Origin of the sequence: Mesorhizobium sp. M8A.F.Ca.ET.207.01.1.1, assembly GCF_004794715.1 — a bacterium.
In the GTDB taxonomy this organism is placed as follows: Bacteria; Pseudomonadota; Alphaproteobacteria; order Rhizobiales; family Rhizobiaceae; genus Mesorhizobium.
The window spans coordinates 505424-525207 of the sequence record NZ_SRUS01000003.1 but is presented as its reverse complement, the minus strand read 5'-3'; the positions used below and the strand labels follow the sequence as shown (position 1 = coordinate 525207).

19 protein-coding genes are annotated in these 19784 nt (G+C 64.9%); 10 read left to right on the top strand and 9 right to left on the bottom strand.

Annotated features, from left to right (window positions below):
- From EN850_RS11310 to EN850_RS11280, 7 genes are all read left to right on the top strand, one after another.
- Positions 1–723: a nucleotidyltransferase family protein gene (locus EN850_RS11310; protein ID WP_189591071.1), complete on the top strand. Its 723-nt coding sequence runs from the start codon at positions 1–3 to the stop codon at positions 721–723.
- Positions 720–3854, top strand: a complete 3135-nt coding sequence (gene addB / locus EN850_RS11305) for a double-strand break repair protein AddB (RefSeq protein WP_136091251.1) — start codon at positions 720–722, stop codon at positions 3852–3854. The genes EN850_RS11310 and addB overlap by 4 nt, the downstream gene beginning before the upstream one ends.
- A complete protein-coding gene (gene addA, locus EN850_RS11300) occupies positions 3851–7357 on the top strand; it encodes a double-strand break repair helicase AddA (RefSeq protein ID WP_136091250.1) in 3507 nt (1168 codons plus the stop codon). The genes addB and addA overlap by 4 nt, the downstream gene beginning before the upstream one ends.
- A gap of 74 nt (positions 7358–7431) precedes the next feature.
- Complete coding sequence (trxA, locus tag EN850_RS11295) at positions 7432–7755, top strand: thioredoxin (RefSeq protein WP_015314366.1); 324 nt, start codon at positions 7432–7434, stop codon at positions 7753–7755.
- Positions 7756–7886: 131 nt separating this feature from the next.
- Complete coding sequence (locus tag EN850_RS11290; RefSeq protein WP_127873332.1) at positions 7887–8168, top strand: cupin domain-containing protein; 282 nt, start codon at positions 7887–7889, stop codon at positions 8166–8168.
- Between the two features lie 133 nt (positions 8169–8301).
- Positions 8302–8550: a plasmid stabilization protein gene (locus tag EN850_RS11285; protein ID WP_127280589.1), complete on the top strand. Its 249-nt coding sequence runs from the start codon at positions 8302–8304 to the stop codon at positions 8548–8550.
- A complete protein-coding gene (locus EN850_RS11280; protein ID WP_136091249.1) occupies positions 8547–8960 on the top strand; it encodes a type II toxin-antitoxin system VapC family toxin in 414 nt (137 codons plus the stop codon). The genes EN850_RS11285 and EN850_RS11280 overlap by 4 nt, the downstream gene beginning before the upstream one ends.
- A gap of 28 nt (positions 8961–8988) precedes the next feature.
- Here EN850_RS11280 and EN850_RS11275 read toward each other — a convergent pair whose 3' ends face one another.
- The 5 genes from EN850_RS11275 to EN850_RS11255 form a co-directional block, all read right to left on the bottom strand.
- Positions 8989–10314 (bottom strand): folylpolyglutamate synthase/dihydrofolate synthase family protein, encoded by a 1326-nt coding sequence (locus EN850_RS11275; RefSeq protein WP_136091248.1) that lies wholly within the window; start codon positions 10312–10314, stop codon positions 8989–8991.
- Positions 10315–10466: 152 nt separating this feature from the next.
- Positions 10467–11393, bottom strand: a complete 927-nt coding sequence (gene accD, locus EN850_RS11270) for an acetyl-CoA carboxylase, carboxyltransferase subunit beta (protein WP_127279848.1) — start codon at positions 11391–11393, stop codon at positions 10467–10469.
- Positions 11394–11437: 44 nt separating this feature from the next.
- On the bottom strand, positions 11438–12277 hold the full coding sequence (gene trpA, locus EN850_RS11265; protein WP_135917034.1) for a tryptophan synthase subunit alpha: 840 nt from the start codon (positions 12275–12277) through the stop codon (positions 11438–11440).
- A 62-nt stretch (positions 12278–12339) separates the two neighbouring features.
- Positions 12340–13590: a tryptophan synthase subunit beta gene (gene trpB, locus EN850_RS11260; protein WP_135862522.1), complete on the bottom strand. Its 1251-nt coding sequence runs from the start codon at positions 13588–13590 to the stop codon at positions 12340–12342.
- Positions 13591–13680: 90 nt separating this feature from the next.
- The gene (locus EN850_RS11255; protein ID WP_136091247.1) at positions 13681–14340 is read right to left on the bottom strand and encodes a phosphoribosylanthranilate isomerase; all 660 of its coding nucleotides are present in this window, start codon (positions 14338–14340) and stop codon (positions 13681–13683) included.
- A 112-nt stretch (positions 14341–14452) separates the two neighbouring features.
- Between EN850_RS11255 and EN850_RS11250 the strand changes: the two genes are divergently transcribed.
- Positions 14453–14671 carry a hypothetical protein gene (locus EN850_RS11250; RefSeq protein ID WP_135862525.1) on the top strand — a complete coding sequence of 73 codons (219 nt, stop codon included), beginning with the start codon at positions 14453–14455 and terminating at the stop codon, positions 14669–14671.
- A gap of 39 nt (positions 14672–14710) precedes the next feature.
- Here EN850_RS11250 and EN850_RS11245 read toward each other — a convergent pair whose 3' ends face one another.
- From EN850_RS11245 to EN850_RS11230, 4 genes are all read right to left on the bottom strand, one after another.
- Entirely contained in the window at positions 14711–15469 is a 759-nt protein-coding gene (locus tag EN850_RS11245; RefSeq protein ID WP_127873325.1) for a M48 family metallopeptidase, read from the bottom strand.
- A 99-nt stretch (positions 15470–15568) separates the two neighbouring features.
- Positions 15569–16051: a DUF2852 domain-containing protein gene (locus EN850_RS11240; RefSeq protein ID WP_127873324.1), complete on the bottom strand. Its 483-nt coding sequence runs from the start codon at positions 16049–16051 to the stop codon at positions 15569–15571.
- A 117-nt stretch (positions 16052–16168) separates the two neighbouring features.
- The gene (locus EN850_RS11235; RefSeq protein WP_135862529.1) at positions 16169–17311 is read right to left on the bottom strand and encodes a benzoate/H(+) symporter BenE family transporter; all 1143 of its coding nucleotides are present in this window, start codon (positions 17309–17311) and stop codon (positions 16169–16171) included.
- A gap of 2 nt (positions 17312–17313) precedes the next feature.
- Positions 17314–18081 carry an alpha/beta hydrolase gene (locus EN850_RS11230; RefSeq protein ID WP_136091246.1) on the bottom strand — a complete coding sequence of 256 codons (768 nt, stop codon included), beginning with the start codon at positions 18079–18081 and terminating at the stop codon, positions 17314–17316.
- Positions 18082–18301: 220 nt separating this feature from the next.
- On the opposite strand from EN850_RS11230, the gene infC reads away from it, so the two are divergent.
- Both infC and EN850_RS11220 read left to right on the top strand, forming a co-directional pair.
- Positions 18302–18838 carry a translation initiation factor IF-3 gene (infC, locus tag EN850_RS11225; RefSeq protein ID WP_010912915.1) on the top strand — a complete coding sequence of 179 codons (537 nt, stop codon included), beginning with the start codon at positions 18302–18304 and terminating at the stop codon, positions 18836–18838.
- A 240-nt stretch (positions 18839–19078) separates the two neighbouring features.
- The gene (locus EN850_RS11220) at positions 19079–19705 is read left to right on the top strand and encodes an isoprenylcysteine carboxylmethyltransferase family protein (RefSeq protein ID WP_127873321.1); all 627 of its coding nucleotides are present in this window, start codon (positions 19079–19081) and stop codon (positions 19703–19705) included.
- The last annotated feature ends 79 nt before the right edge of the window (positions 19706–19784 follow it).

Genomic DNA, 19784 nt, shown 5'->3' with positions numbered 1-19784 from the left:
ATGAGACCGGACACCGCCATCGTACTTGCCGCGGGGCTTGGCAAGCGCATGCGGCCGATCACCGACACCATCCCCAAACCGCTGGTTCGGATCGCCGGCAAGACGCTGCTCGACTGGGGCCTCGACAGCCTGGCCGCGGCCGGCGTCGGCACGGCGGTGGTCAATGTCCATTACCTTCCCGAACAGATCGTCGCCCATGTCGCCGCGCGCCGCGCGCCGCGCATCGTCATTTCCGATGAAAGCGACCGGCTGCTCGATTCCGCCGGCGGCATCGTCAAGGCGCTGCCGGAACTCGGCCAACAGCCGTTCTACATCCTCAACGCCGATACATTCTGGATCGACCACGGCCCGCTCAATCTCAGGCGGCTCGCCCTTGCATGGGACGCGGCGAAAATGGATATTCTGCTGATGCTTGCGGATCTCCATCAGGCGACAGGCCATTGTGGCAGCACCGATTTCCTGGTGGCGCCGGACGGCGCGCTGCGGCGTTCGAAAGGCGATCCTGCCGGCCTGATCTATGCCGGCGCCGCGATCATCCATCCGCGCCTGTTCAAGGACGCAACCGCCGAACCGCATTCGCTCAACGCCTATTTCGACAAGGCGATTGCCGGCGGCCGCCTGTTCGGCATGCCGATGCATGGTCGCTGGATAACCGTCGGCACGCCCGACGCCATTCCGCTCGCCGAAGACGCGGTGGCCGGCGCACTCATCGGATCGCAATGAGCGGCTCAAGCCGCGTTTTCTCCATTCCCTCCGGAGCGCCGTTTCTGCCGACGCTGGCCGAGGCGCTGCTTGCCGGCCGGCTTGTCCCCGGATTTCGTTTCGACGGCGATCCGCTCGCCCTGGCCGACGTCACCATCTATGTGCCGACGCGCCGTGCCGCACGTGCCTTGCGCGGCGTGTTCGTCGACAGCCTGAAGGCGCGTGGCGGCGGCGGTTCGGCGATCCTGCCGGTGATCCGTCCGCTCGGCGAATTCGACGAGGATGAAGCCTTGTTCGAGGCCGAGCCATCGGCGGCAATCGATCTGGCGCCGCCGATCGCCGCCACCGAACGGCTGTTGCTGCTGACGCCGCTGGTGCGGGCGTGGAAACGCCGGTTGCCCGCCCATGTCGCGGCGCTCTTCGCCGAGGAGATCGTTGTGCCTGCCTCCACCGCCGACGCGATCTGGCTGGCGCGCGATCTGACCGGACTGATGGACGAGATCGAGACGGAAGGCACCGACTGGGCCAAACTTGCCGGCCTGGTGAGCGGGAACCTTGCCGGATGGTGGCAGGTGACGCTCGAATTCCTCGGCATCGTCACCGATGCCTGGCCGAAATTCCTCGAAGAAAGCGACCGCTCCAACCCGGCAGCGCATCGCAGCGCCTTGATCCGCGCCGAGGCGGCGCGGCTGCGGCGCAATCCGCCCGCCGGGCCGGTCATAGCCGCGGGGTCCACCGGCTCCATCCCCGCCACGGCGGAGCTGCTTGCGACCATCGCCGGCCTCACCGGTGGCGCCATCGTGTTGCCCGGGCTCGACCAGTTACTGGACGAAGCCTCCTTCCAGGCGCTCGTGGCGCCAGGCGCGCGTCCAGCCGTGCTTGGCCATCCGCAATACGGCCTGGCGAAGCTGATCGGCAAGATTGGCGTGCTGCGCGGCGATGTCGAGGAGATCGGCGCGGCCGAGCCGAAGCTCGCGCTCCGCGCGGCCCTTGTCGGCGAGGCGTTGCGGCCGGCCGAGACCACTGAATTGTGGGCGGAGACGCGAAACGGGTTTTCAGCGTCCGATATTGCCGCCGCCTTCGCCGACGTGACGCTGCTCGAAGCGGCAAGCGAGCGCGACGAGGCCGTCGCGATCGCGGTCGCACTCAAGCAGGCCGTGGAAGAACCCGGCCAAAGGGCCGCTCTCGTGACCGGCGACCGCGCCCTGGCGCGCCGCGTCAGTGTCGAGCTCAAGCGCTTCGGTGTCGTTGCCGACGATTCCGGCGGCACGCCGCTTTCCAACACGCCGGCGGCCAGCCTGCTCAGGCTGGCGCTCGAGGCGGTGTTCCGGCCGGGAGATCCGGTCGGCCTGTTGTCGCTCCTCAAGCATCCATTGCTCGGCCTCGGCCTGGAACGCGGCGATGTGCGCCACGCGGCGGAATTGGTCGAACTGGTGGCGCTGCGCGGCGGCACCGGCCGCCCCGACATTGCGTCGCTGCCGGACCTTTTCGAAGCGCGCCTCACCGGCCTTGGCGATGACAGCCGGCCGCCCTTCTGGTTTGCGCGGCTGACCGTGCGCTCCATCGAAGGCGCGCGGAATTTGCTTGAACGTCTCAAGCAAGCGCTGGCGCCGCTTTCAGCCTTTCGGGGCCAGGCGGAAGCCGGCCTTGCCGCGCTGGTCGAGACCAGCGTCGTTGCCCTGGAGAATCTCGGCAGTTCCGCCGATGGCGGCCTTGGCGAACTCTACGCCGGCGATGCCGGCGAAAAGCTCGCCGACCTTTTGCGCGGGCTGGTCGCGGCTTCGGCGCCGCTGTCGTTCGCGGCAATCGAATGGCCTGACGTGATGGAGGCGCTGATCGCGCCCGAGACCGTCAAGCCGGCGCAAGGCACCGACAGGAACATCGCCATCTGGGGCGCGCTGGAAGCCCGGCTGCAGCATGTCGACACACTGGTCATCGGTGGGCTCAACGAAGGGGTCTGGCCGCGCAAGCCGGAGAGCGACCGCTTCATGTCGCGGCTGATGAAGACCGGCATCGATCTCGAACCGCCGGAGCGGCGTATCGGCCTCGCCGCGCATGACTTCCAGATGGCCATGGGTGCCAGGAAGGTGCTGCTGGCGCGCTCGGCGCGCGCCGGCGACGCGCCCGCCGTGCCGTCACGCTGGTTGCAGCGGCTGCTCACCTTCATCGGCAACGACCAGGCGACGGCGCTGCGCCGGCGCGGCGATGAATTGCTTGCCTGGGCACGCGCGCTCGACACAGGGTCGAAGCGGGATTTCGCGCCGCGGCCGCAGCCGAAACCGCCATTGCCCGTGCGCCCGGGCCATTTCTCGGTCACCGAGATCGAGACGCTGCGCCGCGACCCCTACGCCATCTATGCCCGAAGGATGCTCGGCCTGATGCCGCTCGATCCACTGATCCGCGATCCCGGCGCGGCCGAGCGCGGCACGCTGTTTCACGCCATCCTGCATCTCTTCTCGTCCGAGGTGGCCGACCCGCGCGCACCCGACGCGCTGGCCGGGCTCATCGCCGCCGGCCGCGCCTGTTTTGCCGAGGCCGTGCTTCCGGCCGATGTCGAGGCGGTGTGGTGGCCGCGTTTCGAAAAGCTCGCCGCCAACATCATCGAATGGGAGCGCACGCGCGCCGATGCGGTGGTCCAGCGGCATGCCGAGGAGAGGGCTGGGAAAACCGTCGTCGGACAGTCCGGGGTGACGCTGTCCGGTTACGCCGACAGGGTCGACCTGCTGGCCGGCGGCATGGCCGACATTCTGGACTACAAGACGGGTTCCTCGCCTTCGAAGGCCCAGGCGCATACGCTGCTGGCGCCTCAACTGGCGCTGGAAGGCGCGCTGCTGAGGCGTGGCGCGTTCAAGGATCTGGGGATGCGCGAACCGTCGCAACTGGCCTTCATCAGGCTGAAGCCGAATGGCGAGGTGTTCGAAGAGTCCATACTCGAACACAACCGCCAGCCACGCACCGCGGCCGATCTCGCCGAAGAGGCCTGGGCGCGGCTGGAAAAGCTGCTGATCCATTATGCCGACCCGGCGACCGGCTATCTGTCGCGCGCGCTGCCGTTTCGCGAAGGCGAAACCGACGGCGACTACGACCACCTCGCCCGCGTACTCGAATGGTCCGCCGGCGGAGACGCCGGGGACGAGGGCGGAGAGGCATGAAGAAAGCCTATCCGATCCCGACCGACACGGCTTCGAGCCAGGCCCGCGCCGCCGATCCCGGCAATTCCGCCTGGGTGTCGGCCAATGCGGGATCGGGCAAGACCCATGTGCTTGCCCAGCGCGTCATCCGGCTGCTGCTCAACGGTACCGACCCATCGAAGATATTGTGCCTGACCTATACGCGCGCCGCGGCCGCCAACATGTCGAACCGGGTTTTTTCGACACTGTCGGAGTGGACGACGCTTAACGACGCCGAACTGGCGTCCAAAGTCGAGGCGCTGGAGGGGCGCCGGCCCGATCGCGACACCATGCGCAGAGCCCGCCGCCTGTTCGCCGAGGCCCTGGAAACGCCTGGCGGGCTGAAGATCCAGACGATCCACGCTTTCTGCGAATCCGTGCTGCATCAATTCCCGCTCGAAGCCAACATCCCCGCCCATTTCGAAATGCTCGACAGCCAGATGGAGGCCTCGCTTTTTGCCGCCGCCCGCCGCGAGATGATTTCCGCCGCCGGCGACAGGACCCTGGCCGAGGCCTTCGCCACTGTGCTGGAGCGCGGCGGCGAAGCCGGTCTCGACGCCCTGCTCGGCGAGATCGTGCGCAAGCGCGACGGGTTGCGCGATTTCCTCGATGCCGTCGGGCGCGACGGCTTCCAGCCCTTGTTCGATGAGTTCCATTTCCGCCCCGGCCAGACCGCCGAAGGCATAGCGGCGTCGATATGGCCGCTGCCCGGCTTCCTGCCGGACTATTTTGCCGGCTTTGTCCAGGCAGCCGAAGCCACCGACGCCAGATCGGTGCTGAACAACATCCTGCCCTATGCGCGCCAGGCTTTCGCCGAGGGCGATCCCGTTCGTCGGCTGCAACTCCTGGCAAGAGCCTTCCTCAAGACCGATGGCGATCCCTATGATCCGGCAAAGGCCTTCAAGAAGGCGCTGGCCGACCGGCTGCCGGACCTTGCCGAGCGCTATCTCTCGGCGGCCGGCGCCATCGTGGAGACCGTCGACCGGCTGGCGCTGTTCCGGATGCTGGAAGGCACACGTGCGGCGCTCACCATCGCCGACTGGCTGATCGCGCGCTACGAAGTGCTGAAGCGCAGCCGCGGCTTTCTCGACTTCAACGACCTGATCACCCGCACGGTGAACCTTCTGGCGCGGCCCGATGCCGGCCCATGGGTGCAGTACAAGCTCGACCAGGGCATCGACCACATTCTGCTCGACGAGGCGCAGGACACCAGCCCGGATCAATGGGAAGTGGTGAAGCGGCTGGCGGAAGAATTCTTTGCCGGCTTCGGTGCGCGCGATCGGGTCCACCGCACAGTCTTTGCCGTCGGCGACGAGAAACAGTCGATTTATTCCTTCCAGGGTGCCGCCCCGGACTCCTTCGCCGACAGCCGGCTGTTGTTCGCCGGGCGGGTGCGCGAGGCCGATGCATCCTTCGCCGACCTCAAGCTGACCTGGTCGTTCCGCTCCACGGACGATGTGCTGGCCGCCGTCGACCGGGTCTTTGCCGATCCGACCGTGCGGCGCGGCATCAGCCACGACCCCGATCCGCTGGACCACAAGGCGATCCGCACCGATGCGCCGGGCTATGTCGAGGTGTGGCCTTCGATCGGCGCCGAGGCCGTCGACGAGCCCGACGACTGGACGCAAGCGATCGACCATGCCCATGCGCCGGCGGTGCGCGTCGCCGAGCATGTCGCGGCCACCATTGCCGGGTGGATCGGCATGGGCGAAATCATCGAGGGCCGTGGCAAGCGGCTGCGGCCGGGCGACGTGCTGGTGCTGGTGCGTAAGCGCGACAGCTTCGTCCACGCGCTGACCCGCGCGCTCAAGCGTCGCGACATTCCGGTCGCCGGCGCCGACCGGCTGAGATTGCCCGGCCATATCGCGGTCAAGGATCTGATCGCGCTCGGCCATCTGCTGATCCAGCCGCAGGATGACCTGTCGCTCGCCGCCGTCCTGCGCAGCCCGATCTTCGACCTGCCGGAGGAGAGGCTGTTCACGCTCGCCGCGCAGAGGCCGGCCGGCGTGTCGCTGGCGGCATCGCTGCGCCAGCAAGCCGGCGACGACGAAGCCCTCGCAAAGGTCGTCGCTCAGCTTGACCTCTGGGCTGATGAGGCCGCCTTCAAGCCGGTGTTCGAGTTCTATGCCGGCCTGCTGGCGCGCGATGGCGTGCGCCGCAGGATGGTCGCCCGGCTCGGGCCGGAAGCCGGCGACATTCTCGATGAGTTCCTGAGCTTCTGCCTTGCGGACGAGCGGACCGGCCTGCCCGGGCTGGAAGCCTTCCTGTCGACACTGGAAAACGCCGGCCCCGAGATCAAGCGCGAGATGGATCAGACCCGCGACGAGGTCCGGGTCATGACCGTGCACGCCGCCAAGGGCCTGGAGGCGCCGGTGGTGTTCCTGGTCGACGGCGGTTCCGCTCCCTTCAGCGACCAGCATTTGCCGCGCCTGATGCCTTTCGAGGGGTCGGGCAGGCATTGGGACGGCAAGGGCTATCTCTGGCGTTCGGCCAGCGACGTCGCCAACGGCTTTTCGAAAACGGCGGCTGCTCGCGCCCGCGAACTCGCCGACGACGAATACCGCCGGCTGCTCTATGTCGGCATGACGCGCGCGGAGGACCGGCTGATCGTCTGCGGTTATCACGGCAAGCGGGCGCCGAACACCGGAACCTGGCATTCGATCGTCAGCCGCGCGCTGATCGGTGCGCCGGAAAGCGAACAGCGTCCGCACCCCGCCGGCGGCGAGCCGGTGCATCGTTTCCATGTCACCAACTTGCCGCCGGTCGCGCCGGGCGTCAGTGAACAGGCGCGGCAAGCCGATGCTTTCGGCCCGCTGCCGGCGACCCTGTTCCGGCCCTTGCCGCCTTTCGAGGACCTGCCGCGACCGTTGTCGCCATCGGGCGCCTCGGCGCTGATCGAGGAAGGCAAGGAAGCGGTTGTCGACAAGGCCTCGCCGGTGCTGGACGCCGATGCCGAGCCGGGTTTTGCCGTGATGCGCGGGCTCGCCTTGCACAAACTGCTGCAGATGCTGCCCGGCATGGCCGAGAGCGGCCGCCAAAGCGCGGCGGAGCGTTACCTCTCGCGAACGGGTGCGGGGTGGCCGCAAGCCGAGCGTGAAAAGGCCCTGGCATCGGTCATGGCCATCCTTGCCGACCCCGGCCTCGGTCAACTGTTCGCGCCGTCATCACGTGCGGAGGTCGCGATCATGGGCAGCCTGGAGGTCAAGGGCAAAATCCGCTCCATCTCCGGCAAGATCGACCGGCTGGCGGTGACGCCGGATACGGTCTCGATCGTCGACTACAAGACCAACAGGCCCGCACCCGCCTCCCTGGCCGAAGTCCCGCCGGCCTATCTGCTTCAGCTCGCGCTCTATCGCGCCCTGCTGCAGCCGCTTTATCCCGGGTGGGAAATCAAGGCGGCCCTGCTGTTCACCGAAACGCCTAGGCTGATCGAGCTCCCGGCCCGGGCCATGGACGACGCCCTTGCCCGACTCACGGGAGCGTGACACAAGAACTGCTTGAAGAAGGGCGCGGCAACCACCACATTTGGTGCGACGAAAAATTTCGAAAGGATTTCCGCATGACCACCGTCAAGGTCGACAAGAACAATTTCCAGGCCGATGTTCTCAATGCCCAGGTACCGGTCGTGGTCGATTTCTGGGCGGAGTGGTGCGGCCCCTGCAAGATGATCGCACCGGCGCTTGAGGACATCGCCACCGAACTCGGCGCCAAGGTCAAGATCGCCAAGCTCAACATCGACGAGAATCCCGAGCTTGCCGCCCAGTTTGGCGTGCGCTCGATCCCGACGCTGATGATCTTCAAGGGCGGCGAAGTGGCCGACATCAAGGTTGGCGCCGCGCCCAAGACCGCGCTGTCGCACTGGGTCAATGGCAATCTCGCCTGATACCATCTGAATTCGAAGCATTGAGCCCGGCCATCGCGCCGGGCTTTTTGTTGGCGCCATCGGTGCGCCGCTCTGGCACTCACATCGGCGCCCTCCATGTCTTCTCTTGGCGCCAGAAGCAGGAGAGAGAAATGACCGGATCCGCCAAGGCCACAGTCTTCATCGACAATGAGCGCGTCATCGTCACCGAATACCGCTTCCAGCCGGGCGACAACACTGGCTGGCATCGGCACGGCCACGACTATGTCGTGGTGCCGCTGATGGACGGCAAGCTGAAGCTGGTGACCAAGGACGGCGAAACCTTCGCCGAGATGAAGAAAGGTTCCCCCTATTTCCGCAAGGAGGGCGTCGAACACGACGTCATCAGCGCCAATGACGGCGAATACGCTTTTATCGAGATCGAGCTGAAATAGGGCCATTCGCTCGCCGATAGTTTACACCGGGAAATTCATCGACTGATCGGCACGATGTGCTGGCATGCCATCCCCTGCCATCTTGATGGCAGGTGCTGATCGGTCTATAGCTCTTTCCAAACGGGAGTTTGACATGGCCGAACCACAGCTCTCAGTCCGCAGCGCAAAAGCACGCGACCTGGCTCACAGACTTGCTCGTCGCGAAAATCGTTCGATAGCCGATGTGGTCGAACGTGCGCTTGAATCATACGAAATCCGTGAAGCGGGCCGCGAACCCGCATCAACCTTCTATGCCAGCCTGATCGCGAGCGCCGGCGTCGACATCGATCTGGAGGAAGTTATTCACGAAGCTCGCCAGGTTCATTCAGGGCTTGAGCTTTGATTTTCGTCGATACCAACGTGATTTCGGAGTCCTTCAAGAAGGCGCCGAACCCGGCCGTGCTGGCGTGGCTCGTCCGCAACGACGCCGAACTGGCCCTTCCCACGGTGACGATTGCGGAAATCGCCTTTGGCATTCAAAAGATACGGCCCGATGAGCGAGCCGATCGGCTGGAGCAGGGACTTTCACGATGGCGCCATCGATTTGCCGACCGGATTTTTGGGCTGACGGAAGAGGCGGCCTTGGCTTACGGCGAGATTATGGGGGCCGCGACGCGCCAAGGCCGCGGCATGTCAGCGCCCGATGGCATGATCGCAGCGATAGCGCGCGTGAATGGAGGCCGGTTGGCGACACGCAATCCCAGCGACTTTGGCGCCACCAGCCTCGAGATGATCTCGCCGTGGGACTTCTGAATCGGGCAAGGCGCACATTGTCAGGCTATCAAGTCGGCGGCGTGCCGTTTTCGGCCAGCACCGCACCGGCCAGATAGAGGGACCCGCCAATCAGGATGCGCGGCGGCGGGCCGTCCCAGGTGTCGCGCAGCAGCATGAGCGCGCTGGCGACGGAGCTTACCGGTTCGGCCGTCAGCCCGGCTTCCGTGGCGCGGACCGCCAGTTCGTCGTTCGGCACGCCGGCGTCGCTCTGGCTCACTGGCACCGTGTAGACATGCCTGACCAAGCCCTTGAAGGCGCGGAAATAGCCGCTCTGGTCCTTGGTGTTGATCATGCCCGAAATGAGGAAGAGCGGGCGCGGGTTCTTTTCTTCCTGCTCGGCCAGCGCTTCGGCGACGACCACGCCGGCGCCCGGATTGTGGCCGCCGTCGAGCCAGATGTCGGCGCCCTTCGGCGCCAGTTCCGCCAGCCTGCCCTGCACCAGCTTCTGCATGCGGCCGGGCCAGGCGACGTTGGTCATCGCCTTCTCGGCGGCGCGGTGGCTGATCTCGAAGCCGGCGGCCTTGACCGCGGCGATCGCGGCGGCGGCATTGGCGAATTGGTGGCGACCGGGCAGGCGCGGCGAGGGCAGGTCCATCAAGCCATCATCGTCCTGGTAGACCATGCGGCCGTTTTCCTCGAAAGCGAGAAAATCCTGGCCATAGACGAGGGTCGGGCATTCCAGCCGCTCGGCGGTGTCGATCAGCACCTGCAGCGCCGTCTCGCTTTCCTGGGCGCCGATGACCACGGGACAGCCGCGTTTCATGATGCCGGCCTTTTCGGCGGCGATCAGCTCCACACGGTCGCCGAGATAGGCCTCGTGGTCCATCGACACCGGCATGATCACCGACACGGCCGGCCGCGCGATGACGTTGGTGGCGTCGAAGCGGCCGCCAAGACCGACCTCGATGATGGCGGCATCGGCCGGATGTTCCGAAAACAGGATGAAGGTGACGGCGGTGAGGATTTCGAAGACGGTGATCTTCTGGCCTGCATTGGCCTTGGCGACGCGGGCGATGGCCTCGGCGAAGATGTCATCGTCGACCAGCCTGCCGCCGCCCTCGGCGGCCAGCCTGTAGCGCTCGTGCCAGCTGACCAGATGCGGCGAAGTGTGGACGTGGACGAGGCGGCCGGAAGCTTCCAGCAGCGCCCGCGAGAAGGCGGCGCAGGAGCCCTTGCCGTTGGTGCCGGCAATGTGGATGACCGGCGGCAGCAAATCCTGCGGATTGTCCAGCCGCTCCAGCAGCCGCGTGATGCGATCGAGCGAAAGGTCGAAGCCTTTCGGGTGAAGCGCCATCAGGGCTTCGATTTCGCGGTCGGCGGCAAGCGTCGTCATGGCACAATCCCGGCGCATGGCCCGAGAGCCAGAATCGCTCCCGCAATGACCACGGCTATCAAAAGGCTACAGCGCGTCATGGGCGGCGCGCAATCGCTGTTCGCGGCGGCCAATGTCGCGCCAGGCCGGGGTCACCTCCGGCCATCGTAGCGTCAAGCCTGTGGCCGGGCTTCGGCGGCAAGCACGGCCGGCGGCAGGATTTCCGGTTCCAGCGGCTTTTGCTCTTCCGGCATCTTGAGCAGCATCTTGAGCAGACGCGCGATCGTCTGGCGCATCTCCAGCCGGGACACCACCATGTCGACCATGCCATGCTCCATCAGATATTCGGAGCGCTGGAAGCCGTCCGGCAATTTCTCGCGGATGGTCTGCTCGATGACACGCGGCCCGGCAAAACCGATCAGCGCGCCGGGCTCGGCAATGTGCACGTCGCCCAGCATGGCGTAGGAGGCGGTGACGCCGCCGGTGGTCGGATTGGTCAGCACGACGATATAAGGGAGGCCGGCTTCCTTCAGCCGGTCGACGCCGACCGTGGTGCGCGGCAATTGCATGAGGGACAAAATACCTTCCTGCATGCGGGCGCCGCCGGAAGCGGCGAACAGGATCAGCGGCCGCTTGCGCTGCAAGGCGACCTCGAAGCCATGTACGATGGCATCACCCGCCGCCATGCCGAGCGAGCCGCCCATGAAGGCGAAATCCTGCACCGTCACCACCACCGGCAGGCCCTCGACGGTCCCCAGCGCATTGATGATGGCGTCTTCCAGGCCGGTCTTGGCCTTGGCGTCCTTCAGCCGGTCGACATAGCGCTTCTCGTCGCGGAATTTCAGCGGATCCTGCATGACCTTGGGGTTGTCCAGGGTCTCGTACTTGCCGTCATCGAAGAAGAATTTCAGCCGCTCCTTGGCCGAGATCTTCATGTGATGGCCGGAGGACGGGATGACGAACTGGTTGGATTCCAGATCCTTGTGGAACACCATCTCGCCGGTCTCGGGATCCTTGATCCAGAGATTCTCGGGCATGTCGGTGCGTCGGCCGAGCATCGAGTTGATCTTCGGGCGAACGTAATTGGTGATCCAGTTCATCGCTTCGGCTCCTGTCCTGACGAAGAGGTAAAGACCTAGGAAAACTATTCGGCAGCAGCAAGGCGGGCCGAGCGCACGCCTTGCGCCAGGCCGCTGACCAGCGTGGCGACGGCCTCGGCCGGATCGGCGGTCTTTTCGCCCTTCGGCCCCAGCACATTGGCGACCGCGTTGACGATCGCCGTGCCGACCACCACGCCGTCGGCATTGGCGCCGATGACGCGCGCCTGTTCGGCGGTCTTGACGCCGAAGCCAACGCAGACAGGCAGGTCGGTGTGACCCTTGATGCGCTTGACCGCCGACGCCACCTTGCCGGTGTCGGCGAGTGCCGCACCGGTGATGCCGGTCATCGAGACGTAGTAGACGAAGCCGGAGGTGTTCTGCAGCACCTTGGGCAGGCGCTTGTCGTCGGTTGTCGGCGTCGCCAGCCGGATGAAGTTGATGCCGGCCTTCAGCGCCGGAATGCACAGTTCCTCATCCATTTCCGGCGGCAGGTCGACGACGATGAGCCCATCGATGCCGCTCGCCTTGGCGTCGACGAGGAAGCGATCGACGCCGTAGATGTAGATCGGGTTGTAATAGCCCATCAGCACGATAGGCGTTTCGTCATCGCCGGCGCGAAAGTCGGACGCCAATTTCAGCGTCTTCACCAACGTCTGGCCGCCCTTCAGTGCGCGCAGGCCGGCGGCCTGAATCGCCGGGCCGTCGGCCATCGGGTCGGAGAACGGCATCCCCATCTCGATCACGTCGGCGCCCGCCTTGGGCAGCGCCTTCATGATCGACAGCGAGGTCGCATAGTCGGGGTCGCCACCCATGAAATAGGTGACGAGCGCCGGGCGGCCCTCGGTCTTCAGCTTCGCCATGCGGCGGTCGATGCGGGTGGTCATGTCTGGCCCTTTGGACGAATTTTGCTCATAATCAACTCCCAAATCGAAACTGTCCAAAGGGCCTAGATCTCCATGCCCAGCATCGAGGCCACCGTGTGCACGTCCTTGTCGCCACGGCCGGACAGGTTGACGATGACGATCTGGTCCTTGTCCATGGCGGGTACGATCTTGACCGCATGGGCGATGGCGTGCGCCGATTCCAGCGCCGGGATGATGCCTTCGACGCGCGTCGTCAGCTTGAAGGCTTCGAGCGCCTCGTCGTCGAGGATGGGCACGTATTCGACACGGCCGGAATCGCGCAGCCAGGAATGCTCCGGGCCGACGCCGGGATAGTCGAGGCCGGCCGAGATCGAATGGCCGTCCATGATCTGGCCGTCGGCGTTCTGCAGGAGATAGGTGCGGTTGCCGTGCAGCACGCCGGGAGAGCCGGCATTCATCGAGGCGCAATGCTCGATGCCGTCGAGGCCGCGCCCGCCGGCCTCGATGCCGATGATGCGGACTTGCCTGTCATCGAGGAAGGGATGGAACATGCCGATGGCATTGGAACCGCCACCGACGGCGGCGATGATGGTGTCGGGCAGCCGTCCCTCCTGTTCGAGGATCTGCGCGCGTGCCTCGGTGCCGATCACCGACTGAAAGTCGCGCACCAGCTCCGGATAGGGATGCGGGCCGGCAGCGGTGCCGATCAAATAATAGGTATCCTCGACATTGGTCACCCAGTCACGAAGGGCTTCGTTCATGGCGTCCTTCAGCGTGCCGTGACCCGCGGTCACCGGCCGCACTTCGGCGCCGAGCAGCTTCATGCGGAAAACGTTGGGGCTCTGCCGGGCAACGTCGGTCGCGCCCATATAGACGACGCAGGGAAAGCCGAAGCGGGCGGCGACGGTGGCGGACGCGACGCCATGCTGGCCGGCGCCGGTCTCGGCGATGATGCGCTTCTTGCCCATGCGCTTGGCCAGCAGGATCTGGCCGAGGCAATTGTTGATCTTGTGCGAGCCGGTGTGGTTCAAATCCTCGCGTTTGAAATAGACTTTCGCGCCGCCCCCGAGGCCCTTCGCCGAGGAAACGTCACGAAGATGCTTCGTCAGGCCTTCGGCGAAGTAGAGCTTTGACGGCCGCCCGGCATAATGGGTGGATAGATCGGTCAGCTCGGCTCTGAAATCCGGATCGTTCTTGACCTCGTTCCAGTTTTTCTCCAGGTCGAGGATGAGGGGCATCAGCGTTTCGGCAACGAAACGACCGCCGAAAATGCCGAACATACCCTGTTCGTCAGGCCCGGTGCGGAAGGAATTGGGTGTCGCCGGCTTGTTCATCGCCGATCTCCTAGATCTGTACTTTGAGCATGTCCGTGTCGGAAAACCGGTTCCCACTTTTCCGGGACATGCTCAGGGTTCGAAATTTGTTCAGGCGGCGCGGTCGTCCCGCGCGGCCCTGACGGCCCGGAAAAACTGTTCGATCAGCGCCGGATCCTTGACGCCCGGCGCACTCTCCACGCCCGAGGAAATGTCTATTCCGGGCGGGTTTGCAAGCCGAAGGGCATCGCCGATGTTGGCGGCGTTGAGCCCACCGGAAAGCATGTAATCGATCCCGGCGTCAAGGCCGGCAAGGATACGCCAGTCGAAGGCGACGCCATTGCCGCCCGGCAGTTCCGAGCCCTTTGGCGGCTTGGCGTCGAACAGGAAGCGGTCCGCGATGCCGACGAACGGCTTTATCCGTTCGAGATCGGCAGCCTCGCTGAGCGGCAACGCCTTCATCACCGGCAGGCCATGGCGGGCTTTCAGTTCGGCCACTCGCTCGGAGGTTTCGGAGCCGTGCAGTTGCAGCATGTCGGGCCGCATCTTTTCCACGATTTCATCGAGGAAGGGGTCATTGGCGTCGACGGTGACGGCAACCGCCAGGGCCTTGCCGCGCGCCGCTTGGCGCAGACGTCCGGCTTCGGCCGGCTCGACATAGCGCGGGCTTTTGGCGAAGAAAATGAACCCGACATGGCTGGCGCCGCCGGCCAGGGCCGCAGCCATTGCCTGATCGGTCTTCAAGCCGCAGATCTTGATATCGAGCGCCATGGCGCGGGAATTGACATGAAAAGCGCCAAGAGTCGAGAAAAAGCATGCTGTTTGCCGGCAAGGCCAAAGGCGCTACCTATGGATGGACAGCATGCAAGGCGGGAGCACAGCCATGGCCGACCAGACCGTTGCCGAACTGAAGCAGAAGATCGCGCAGGCGCGCGAGGTGATCGCGCATCTCATGGACAAGGCCGCCTTCAACGGCGCCGAAGCGCATCGGGCGCTGGATTATTTCGGCGGCGATGCCTTCGACCGCAACTTTCTGCCCTGGCCGCATCATGGCGATGAAGGGTTGCGGCCGGATGAGCTCAATGCGGCGAATGACGATTGAGTGCGTGGCCGGTAGCTGAAACGCCGCCGTCCGCTATCCCTATTCGAAAACGATCGCCTGCAGGGCGCCGCCGTTGCGCTTCAGCCAATCCTTGCAGCGGTCCGTGTCGGGGCAGAGCTTTTCGCACAATTTCCAGAATTTCGGGCCGTGGTTCATCTCCTTGAGATGCGCCACTTCATGCGCGACGAGGTAGTTTATGACAGGCTGCGGCGCCATCATGATGCGCCAGGAGAAGGACAGATTGCCTTCCGAGGTGCAGGAGCCCCAGCGGCTGGAGGTGTCCTTGTAGCGGATCGCCTTGGCGCGCTTGCCGAGCGCTTCCGTATGCCTGACCACCAGCTTCTCGATATCCTTCTTGGCCTCGCGCTTCAAAAAATCGGCGATGCGGCGCGGCAGATGGATGCGCTCGCCATGCACGATCAGCAGCGGGCCGCGCTCGTCGCGCGATATGGTGACGGTGCCGCGCTTTGACGGTTCGTGGACAATGCGATGCGGCACGCCGCGCACCGGGATCTTGATACCTGGTCTTACTTGAGGACGAGCCGGCACCTTGGCCAGACGCTGCTCCAGCCAGTCCTGGTGGCGGTCGAGGAACCTGTCGACCTCGCCGCGCCGCAGGCCTGGCGGCACGGTGATGCGCAGGCCCTGGCCGCCGGAATCGATGCGCAGCGTCAGGCGCTTTGCCCTGGCGCTCTCGACGATCTTGAGCGGCAGCGTACGCCCGGCGACACAGTATTCCCGTTCCACGGCAGGCGTGGGCTTGGGCTTCGTCAGATTGCGGAAGAACCCGATGGTCATGGCGGGACGATACGCGATTCGAGGAAAACGAATAGAACAAAAAAGAAACGGCGCCGCTCGCGCGACGCCGTCATCATACCTTGGCCCTGTCGCTGGGCCTCAGTCGTCGAGCAGGTTCGAGCCTTTGCCACGCTTGGTGGGCGTCGTTCCGGTGCTCGGGTCGGTCTTCGCCGGAGCCGTCGATTTGTTGCGGTTGGCCATGAACCGGTCGAACTCGTCCTGATCCTTGGCGCGGCGCAATTCGCGAGCGTACTCGTCGAACTGGGTCAGCATCTCGTCGAGCTTGCGGCGCTCTTCGTTCAGACGCTCAAGCTCCTTTTCGCGCCAATCGTCGAAAGCGACGTTGCCGGTGCGGGCGGAGCCATTGCCCCAGCGCGCGGCCTTGTCGGAACCACGGCGGCAGCCGGCGAAGATGCCGTCGGTCGCACGGTTGACGTCACGCTTGAAGCCCTCGAGCCGGTCGCCCCAGATGATGTAGGCGAGCATGGCGAAGCCGAGCGGCCAGAACACCATGAAGCCGATCACCATCAACGCGATGGTCGCCGGCGTCCAGGCCGGGCGGATCAATGCAGATGTGTTCATTTTCTCCCATTCCTTCGGTTGGAGACAGCCAGGACCGGCTGCGTGGAATCGAAATGGGAAGGCGAAAACGGCGATTCAAGACAATGTCCGCCAAAACCGAACAAGGTTCTGAAATGATTATCGCTTTTTGAGCATATCGAGGAAAAGCACGACCAGCCCGGCGACAAGGCCCCAAAAAGCCGCGCCGACGCCGAACAGCGTCAGCCCGGAGGCGGTGACGACGAAGGTGACGGTGGCGGCCATGCGGTTGCCTTCGTCCTTGAGCGCAATCGCCAGCGCGTTGGCCAGCGAGGCCATCAGCGCCAGGCCCGCCACCAGCACGATCAGGCTCTGCGGCAGGACGGCGAAGATCGCCACCAGCGAAGCGCCGAAAATCGCGAAGATCAGATAGGCAAGCGCATAGAACGGACCCGTCTTCCAGCGCTCGGCGGGGTCGGGATGAACGTCAGGTCCGGTGCAAATGGCCGCCGAGATGGCCGCCAGATTGGTGGTTCCGGCCCCGAACGGCGCCGACAGCAGCGAAAACAGGCCGGTGATACCGATCAGCGGCCCAGGTTCAGGGTGGTAGCCGGCCGCCCGCAATACCGCCAGCCCCGACAGGTTCTGCGAGGCCATGGTGACGAGATAAAGCGGCAGCGCCAGCCCGATAATCGCCTTGGCGGTGAAATGGGGAGCAATAAACGTCAGCGTCGACAGTTCGGGCGCGGGCAAGCCGCCGACACGGCCGGTAAGGAAGGCGGCAAGGCCGCCGCCGACCAGCACCGCCAGTACCGACAGCGCCGGATTGAACAGCCGGATGACAAAGAATGCCGCGATCAGCGGCAGGATGAGCCAGGGGTCCGCCGGAATGGCTTTCATGGCATTGATGGCGAAGGTGACGACGATGCCGGCCAGCATGCCTGAGGCGACCGAAGCCGGTATTCTCGATATCAGCCGGGTCAGCGGCCCAAACAGGCCGGTCGCGACCAACAGCACGCCCGTGACGATATAGGCGCCGACGGCCTCGCCCATCGAAAAGCCGCTCGAGGCGGCGACCAGTGCCAGGCCCGGCGTCGACCAGGCAGTGATGACAGGCATTTTCGTGCGCCATGACAGCAACAGGCACTCGACCGTCATGGCCAGGCAGATCGCCGTCACACCGCTCGCCGTCTCGACCTGCGTCGCGCCGACCGCCTTGGCGGCGGCGATGACGATGGCCAGCGTGCCGCCGAAACCGACGATTGCCGCGACAAAAGCGGAGATCGGGATGGAAAGGCGCATCGTCACTTGCCTCGTCCGGCGATGTCGCCGACCGCCCGCACCAGCATGTCGAGATCCTGCGGGCGCGACAGGCGATGGTCGCCGTCGGGGATCAGCGACAGCGTGACATCGTCGGCCGGCAGCAGGGCGGCGAGCTTCAACGCGTGGCTCGATGGCACGTCCGCATCGGCCAGCCCCTGCAGGATGTGAACCGGGCAATGCGTGTCGATCGGCCCGGTCATCACCCGGTTTTCGCGCCCGTCGTCGATCAGCGCGCGCGTGTAGACGTAAGGCTCGGCGGAATAGTCCGACGGCTCCGCGAAGAACCCCTTTTCGGCGAGGTCGCGTTTCTGCGCCTCGGTCAGCACCGGCTCGATCAGGTCGCTGGTGAAATCGGGTGCCGGCGCCAGCAACACCAGGCCGACGACGCTTGCATCGCCCGCCTTGCGCAACTCCTGCACCATGCGCAGCGCGATCCAGGCACCCATCGACGAGCCGACCAGGACCTGATCGCCCTTGGCGAAATGCCGGAAAACCGCAAGGCTTTGCGCAAGCCATTTCGAGATCGTACCGTCGGCGAAGGCGCCGCCGGATTCGCCATGGCCCGAATAGTCGTGGCGCAGGAAGGCCCGGCCTTCCCGTGCCGCCCAGTCCGACAGCGTCTCGGCCTTCGTGCCCAGCATGTCCGACTTGTAGCCGCCGAGCCAGACGATGCCGGGCGTCGAGCCACCCGCATGGCGCACGGCGATATCGGATTCATCAACATGCAGAAAGGTCGGAGCGGCGGTCATGGCTGTGGGGCGGTCCCGGTTTTTTTCACGCCTCGCTTTTGGCACGGCCAAAGGCAAGGCGGAAAGTGCTCGCGATGTTTCTTTGCTTGGCACAGGCTCGTGATCAGGTGATTTCTTGAGAACGCTGTGCTATTGACTTGCGCCGCGCGCTTCCCACATTGGCGCGTCCGCGCACAGATTCATACGAACCCTGAACGAAACGGCCAAGGAGACCACGACCATTCGCAGACCTTTCAAAGCAGCGGCGCCGACCAAGGATGGGCCGCGCTCCAACCGTGACATCCGGGTTCCCCGGGTCCAGCTTATCGACGCCGAAGGCCAGAACCGCGGCGATGTTTCCATCAACGACGCATTGCTGCTCGCCGAAGAGGCCGGGCTCGATCTGGTCGAAATATCGCCCAACGCGGTGCCCCCCGTCGTAAAAATCCTCGATCTCGGCAAATTGAAATACGCCAACCAGAAGAAGGCGGCCGAGGCGCGCAAGAACCAGAAGGTCATCGAGATCAAGGAGATCAAGATGCGCCCGAACATCGACAGCCATGACTACGAGACCAAGATGAAGGCGGTTCGCCGCTTCTTCGAGGAAGGCGACAAGGTCAAGCTGACGCTGCGCTTCCGCGGCCGCGAGATGGCGCATATGGAACTCGGCATGCAGCTTCTGAACAAGGTGCGCGAGGAAGTGGCGACCATCGCCAAGGTGGAAGCCGAGCCGAAGCTCGAAGGCCGCCAGATGATGATGGTGCTGGCGCCGCGCTAAGCAGACTCCGGTCGCTTCGCAACGCGTCGTCTGCATAGTTTCCATGGTTGTCGCGGATTCTCACCGCAAAACCGTGGACACTTTTGCGGAACCCGCTTGGATCACGATGACGTCAGGCCTCGTCATCGCGCCAAAATCCGCCTGAATTGTGCTACAGAGGCGTCCCGGCGATCGGCGGGACGCCATTCCTGGCTAGAGCTGCGATCGCCGGCCAGGCTCCTCGACGATCGGATCCCAATCTTGGACACAGAATACAAACACGGGCTGGGCAACTACCAGCAGATGCGCCGGCTGGTGCTTGCCGTGCTCGTGGTGGTGCTGTTTCTGGCATTGCTTTTCGGCCAGTCGACCTTCCCGCCGGACACGCCGGTCCATGAATCGATCGAGATGTTCGGCGTGCTCTTGATTTTCCTCGGCATCGTCGGGCGCCTGTGGGCGACGCTCTATATAGGCGGACGCAAGTCGTCCGAGGTAGTGACCGGCGGCCCCTACTCGATCACCCGTAATCCGCTCTACGTGTTCTCGACCGTCGCCGCCGCCGGCGTCGGCGCGCAGATCGGCTCGTTCTCCGGCATCATCCTTTTCGCGGTTCTGTGCGCCGGTGCCTTCCATATCGTCATCCTGCGCGAGGAGAAATTCCTCAAGGAGGCGCTCGGCGCACCCTATGCGGACTATCTGGCGCGCGTGCCGCGCTTCTTCCCCAAGCTTTCGCTCTACCAGGAAGGCGACACCGGCAGCTTCAAGCCGCGCCTGCTTTTGACCACACTGCTCGACGGGCTGGTGTTTCTCATTGCGCTGCCGGCTTTCGAACTGATCGACGGCGCGCAACTGTCGGGCGTGCTGCCGGTGTGGTTCAGGCTGCCCTGAGAGGGGACAGTGCGTCGCACGGCCTGAGGTGTTGCGCCCGCGCCATCTTTGATCTATAGCACCGCCGTTCCAAGAAAAC

Bases quoted from the DNA above. Each gene is read 5' to 3' on its own strand.
- addB (WP_136091251.1), top strand. From the start codon at position 720: ATGAGCGGCTCAAGCCGCGTTTTCTCCATTCCCTCCGGAGCGCCGTTT.
- addA (WP_136091250.1), top strand. From the start codon at position 3,851: ATGAAGAAAGCCTATCCGATCCCGACCGACACGGCTTCGAGCCAGGCC.
- EN850_RS11235 (WP_135862529.1), bottom strand. From the start codon at position 17,311: ATGCGCCTTTCCATCCCGATCTCCGCTTTTGTCGCGGCAATCGTCGGT.
- EN850_RS11275 (WP_136091248.1), bottom strand. From the start codon at position 10,314: ATGACGACGCTTGCCGCCGACCGCGAAATCGAAGCCCTGATGGCGCTT.
- EN850_RS11250 (WP_135862525.1), top strand. From the start codon at position 14,453: ATGGCCGACCAGACCGTTGCCGAACTGAAGCAGAAGATCGCGCAGGCG.
- accD (WP_127279848.1), bottom strand. From the start codon at position 11,393: ATGAACTGGATCACCAATTACGTTCGCCCGAAGATCAACTCGATGCTC.
- EN850_RS11240 (WP_127873324.1), bottom strand. From the start codon at position 16,051: ATGAACACATCTGCATTGATCCGCCCGGCCTGGACGCCGGCGACCATC.
- trpB (WP_135862522.1), bottom strand. From the start codon at position 13,590: ATGAACAAGCCGGCGACACCCAATTCCTTCCGCACCGGGCCTGACGAA.
- EN850_RS11285 (WP_127280589.1), top strand. From the start codon at position 8,302: ATGGCCGAACCACAGCTCTCAGTCCGCAGCGCAAAAGCACGCGACCTG.
- trxA (WP_015314366.1), top strand. From the start codon at position 7,432: ATGACCACCGTCAAGGTCGACAAGAACAATTTCCAGGCCGATGTTCTC.
- EN850_RS11245 (WP_127873325.1), bottom strand. From the start codon at position 15,469: ATGACCATCGGGTTCTTCCGCAATCTGACGAAGCCCAAGCCCACGCCT.
- trpA (WP_135917034.1), bottom strand. From the start codon at position 12,277: ATGACCACCCGCATCGACCGCCGCATGGCGAAGCTGAAGACCGAGGGC.
- EN850_RS11230 (WP_136091246.1), bottom strand. From the start codon at position 18,081: ATGACCGCCGCTCCGACCTTTCTGCATGTTGATGAATCCGATATCGCC.
- EN850_RS11255 (WP_136091247.1), bottom strand. From the start codon at position 14,340: ATGGCGCTCGATATCAAGATCTGCGGCTTGAAGACCGATCAGGCAATG.
- EN850_RS11310 (WP_189591071.1), top strand. From the start codon at position 1: ATGAGACCGGACACCGCCATCGTACTTGCCGCGGGGCTTGGCAAGCGC.
- EN850_RS11290 (WP_127873332.1), top strand. From the start codon at position 7,887: ATGACCGGATCCGCCAAGGCCACAGTCTTCATCGACAATGAGCGCGTC.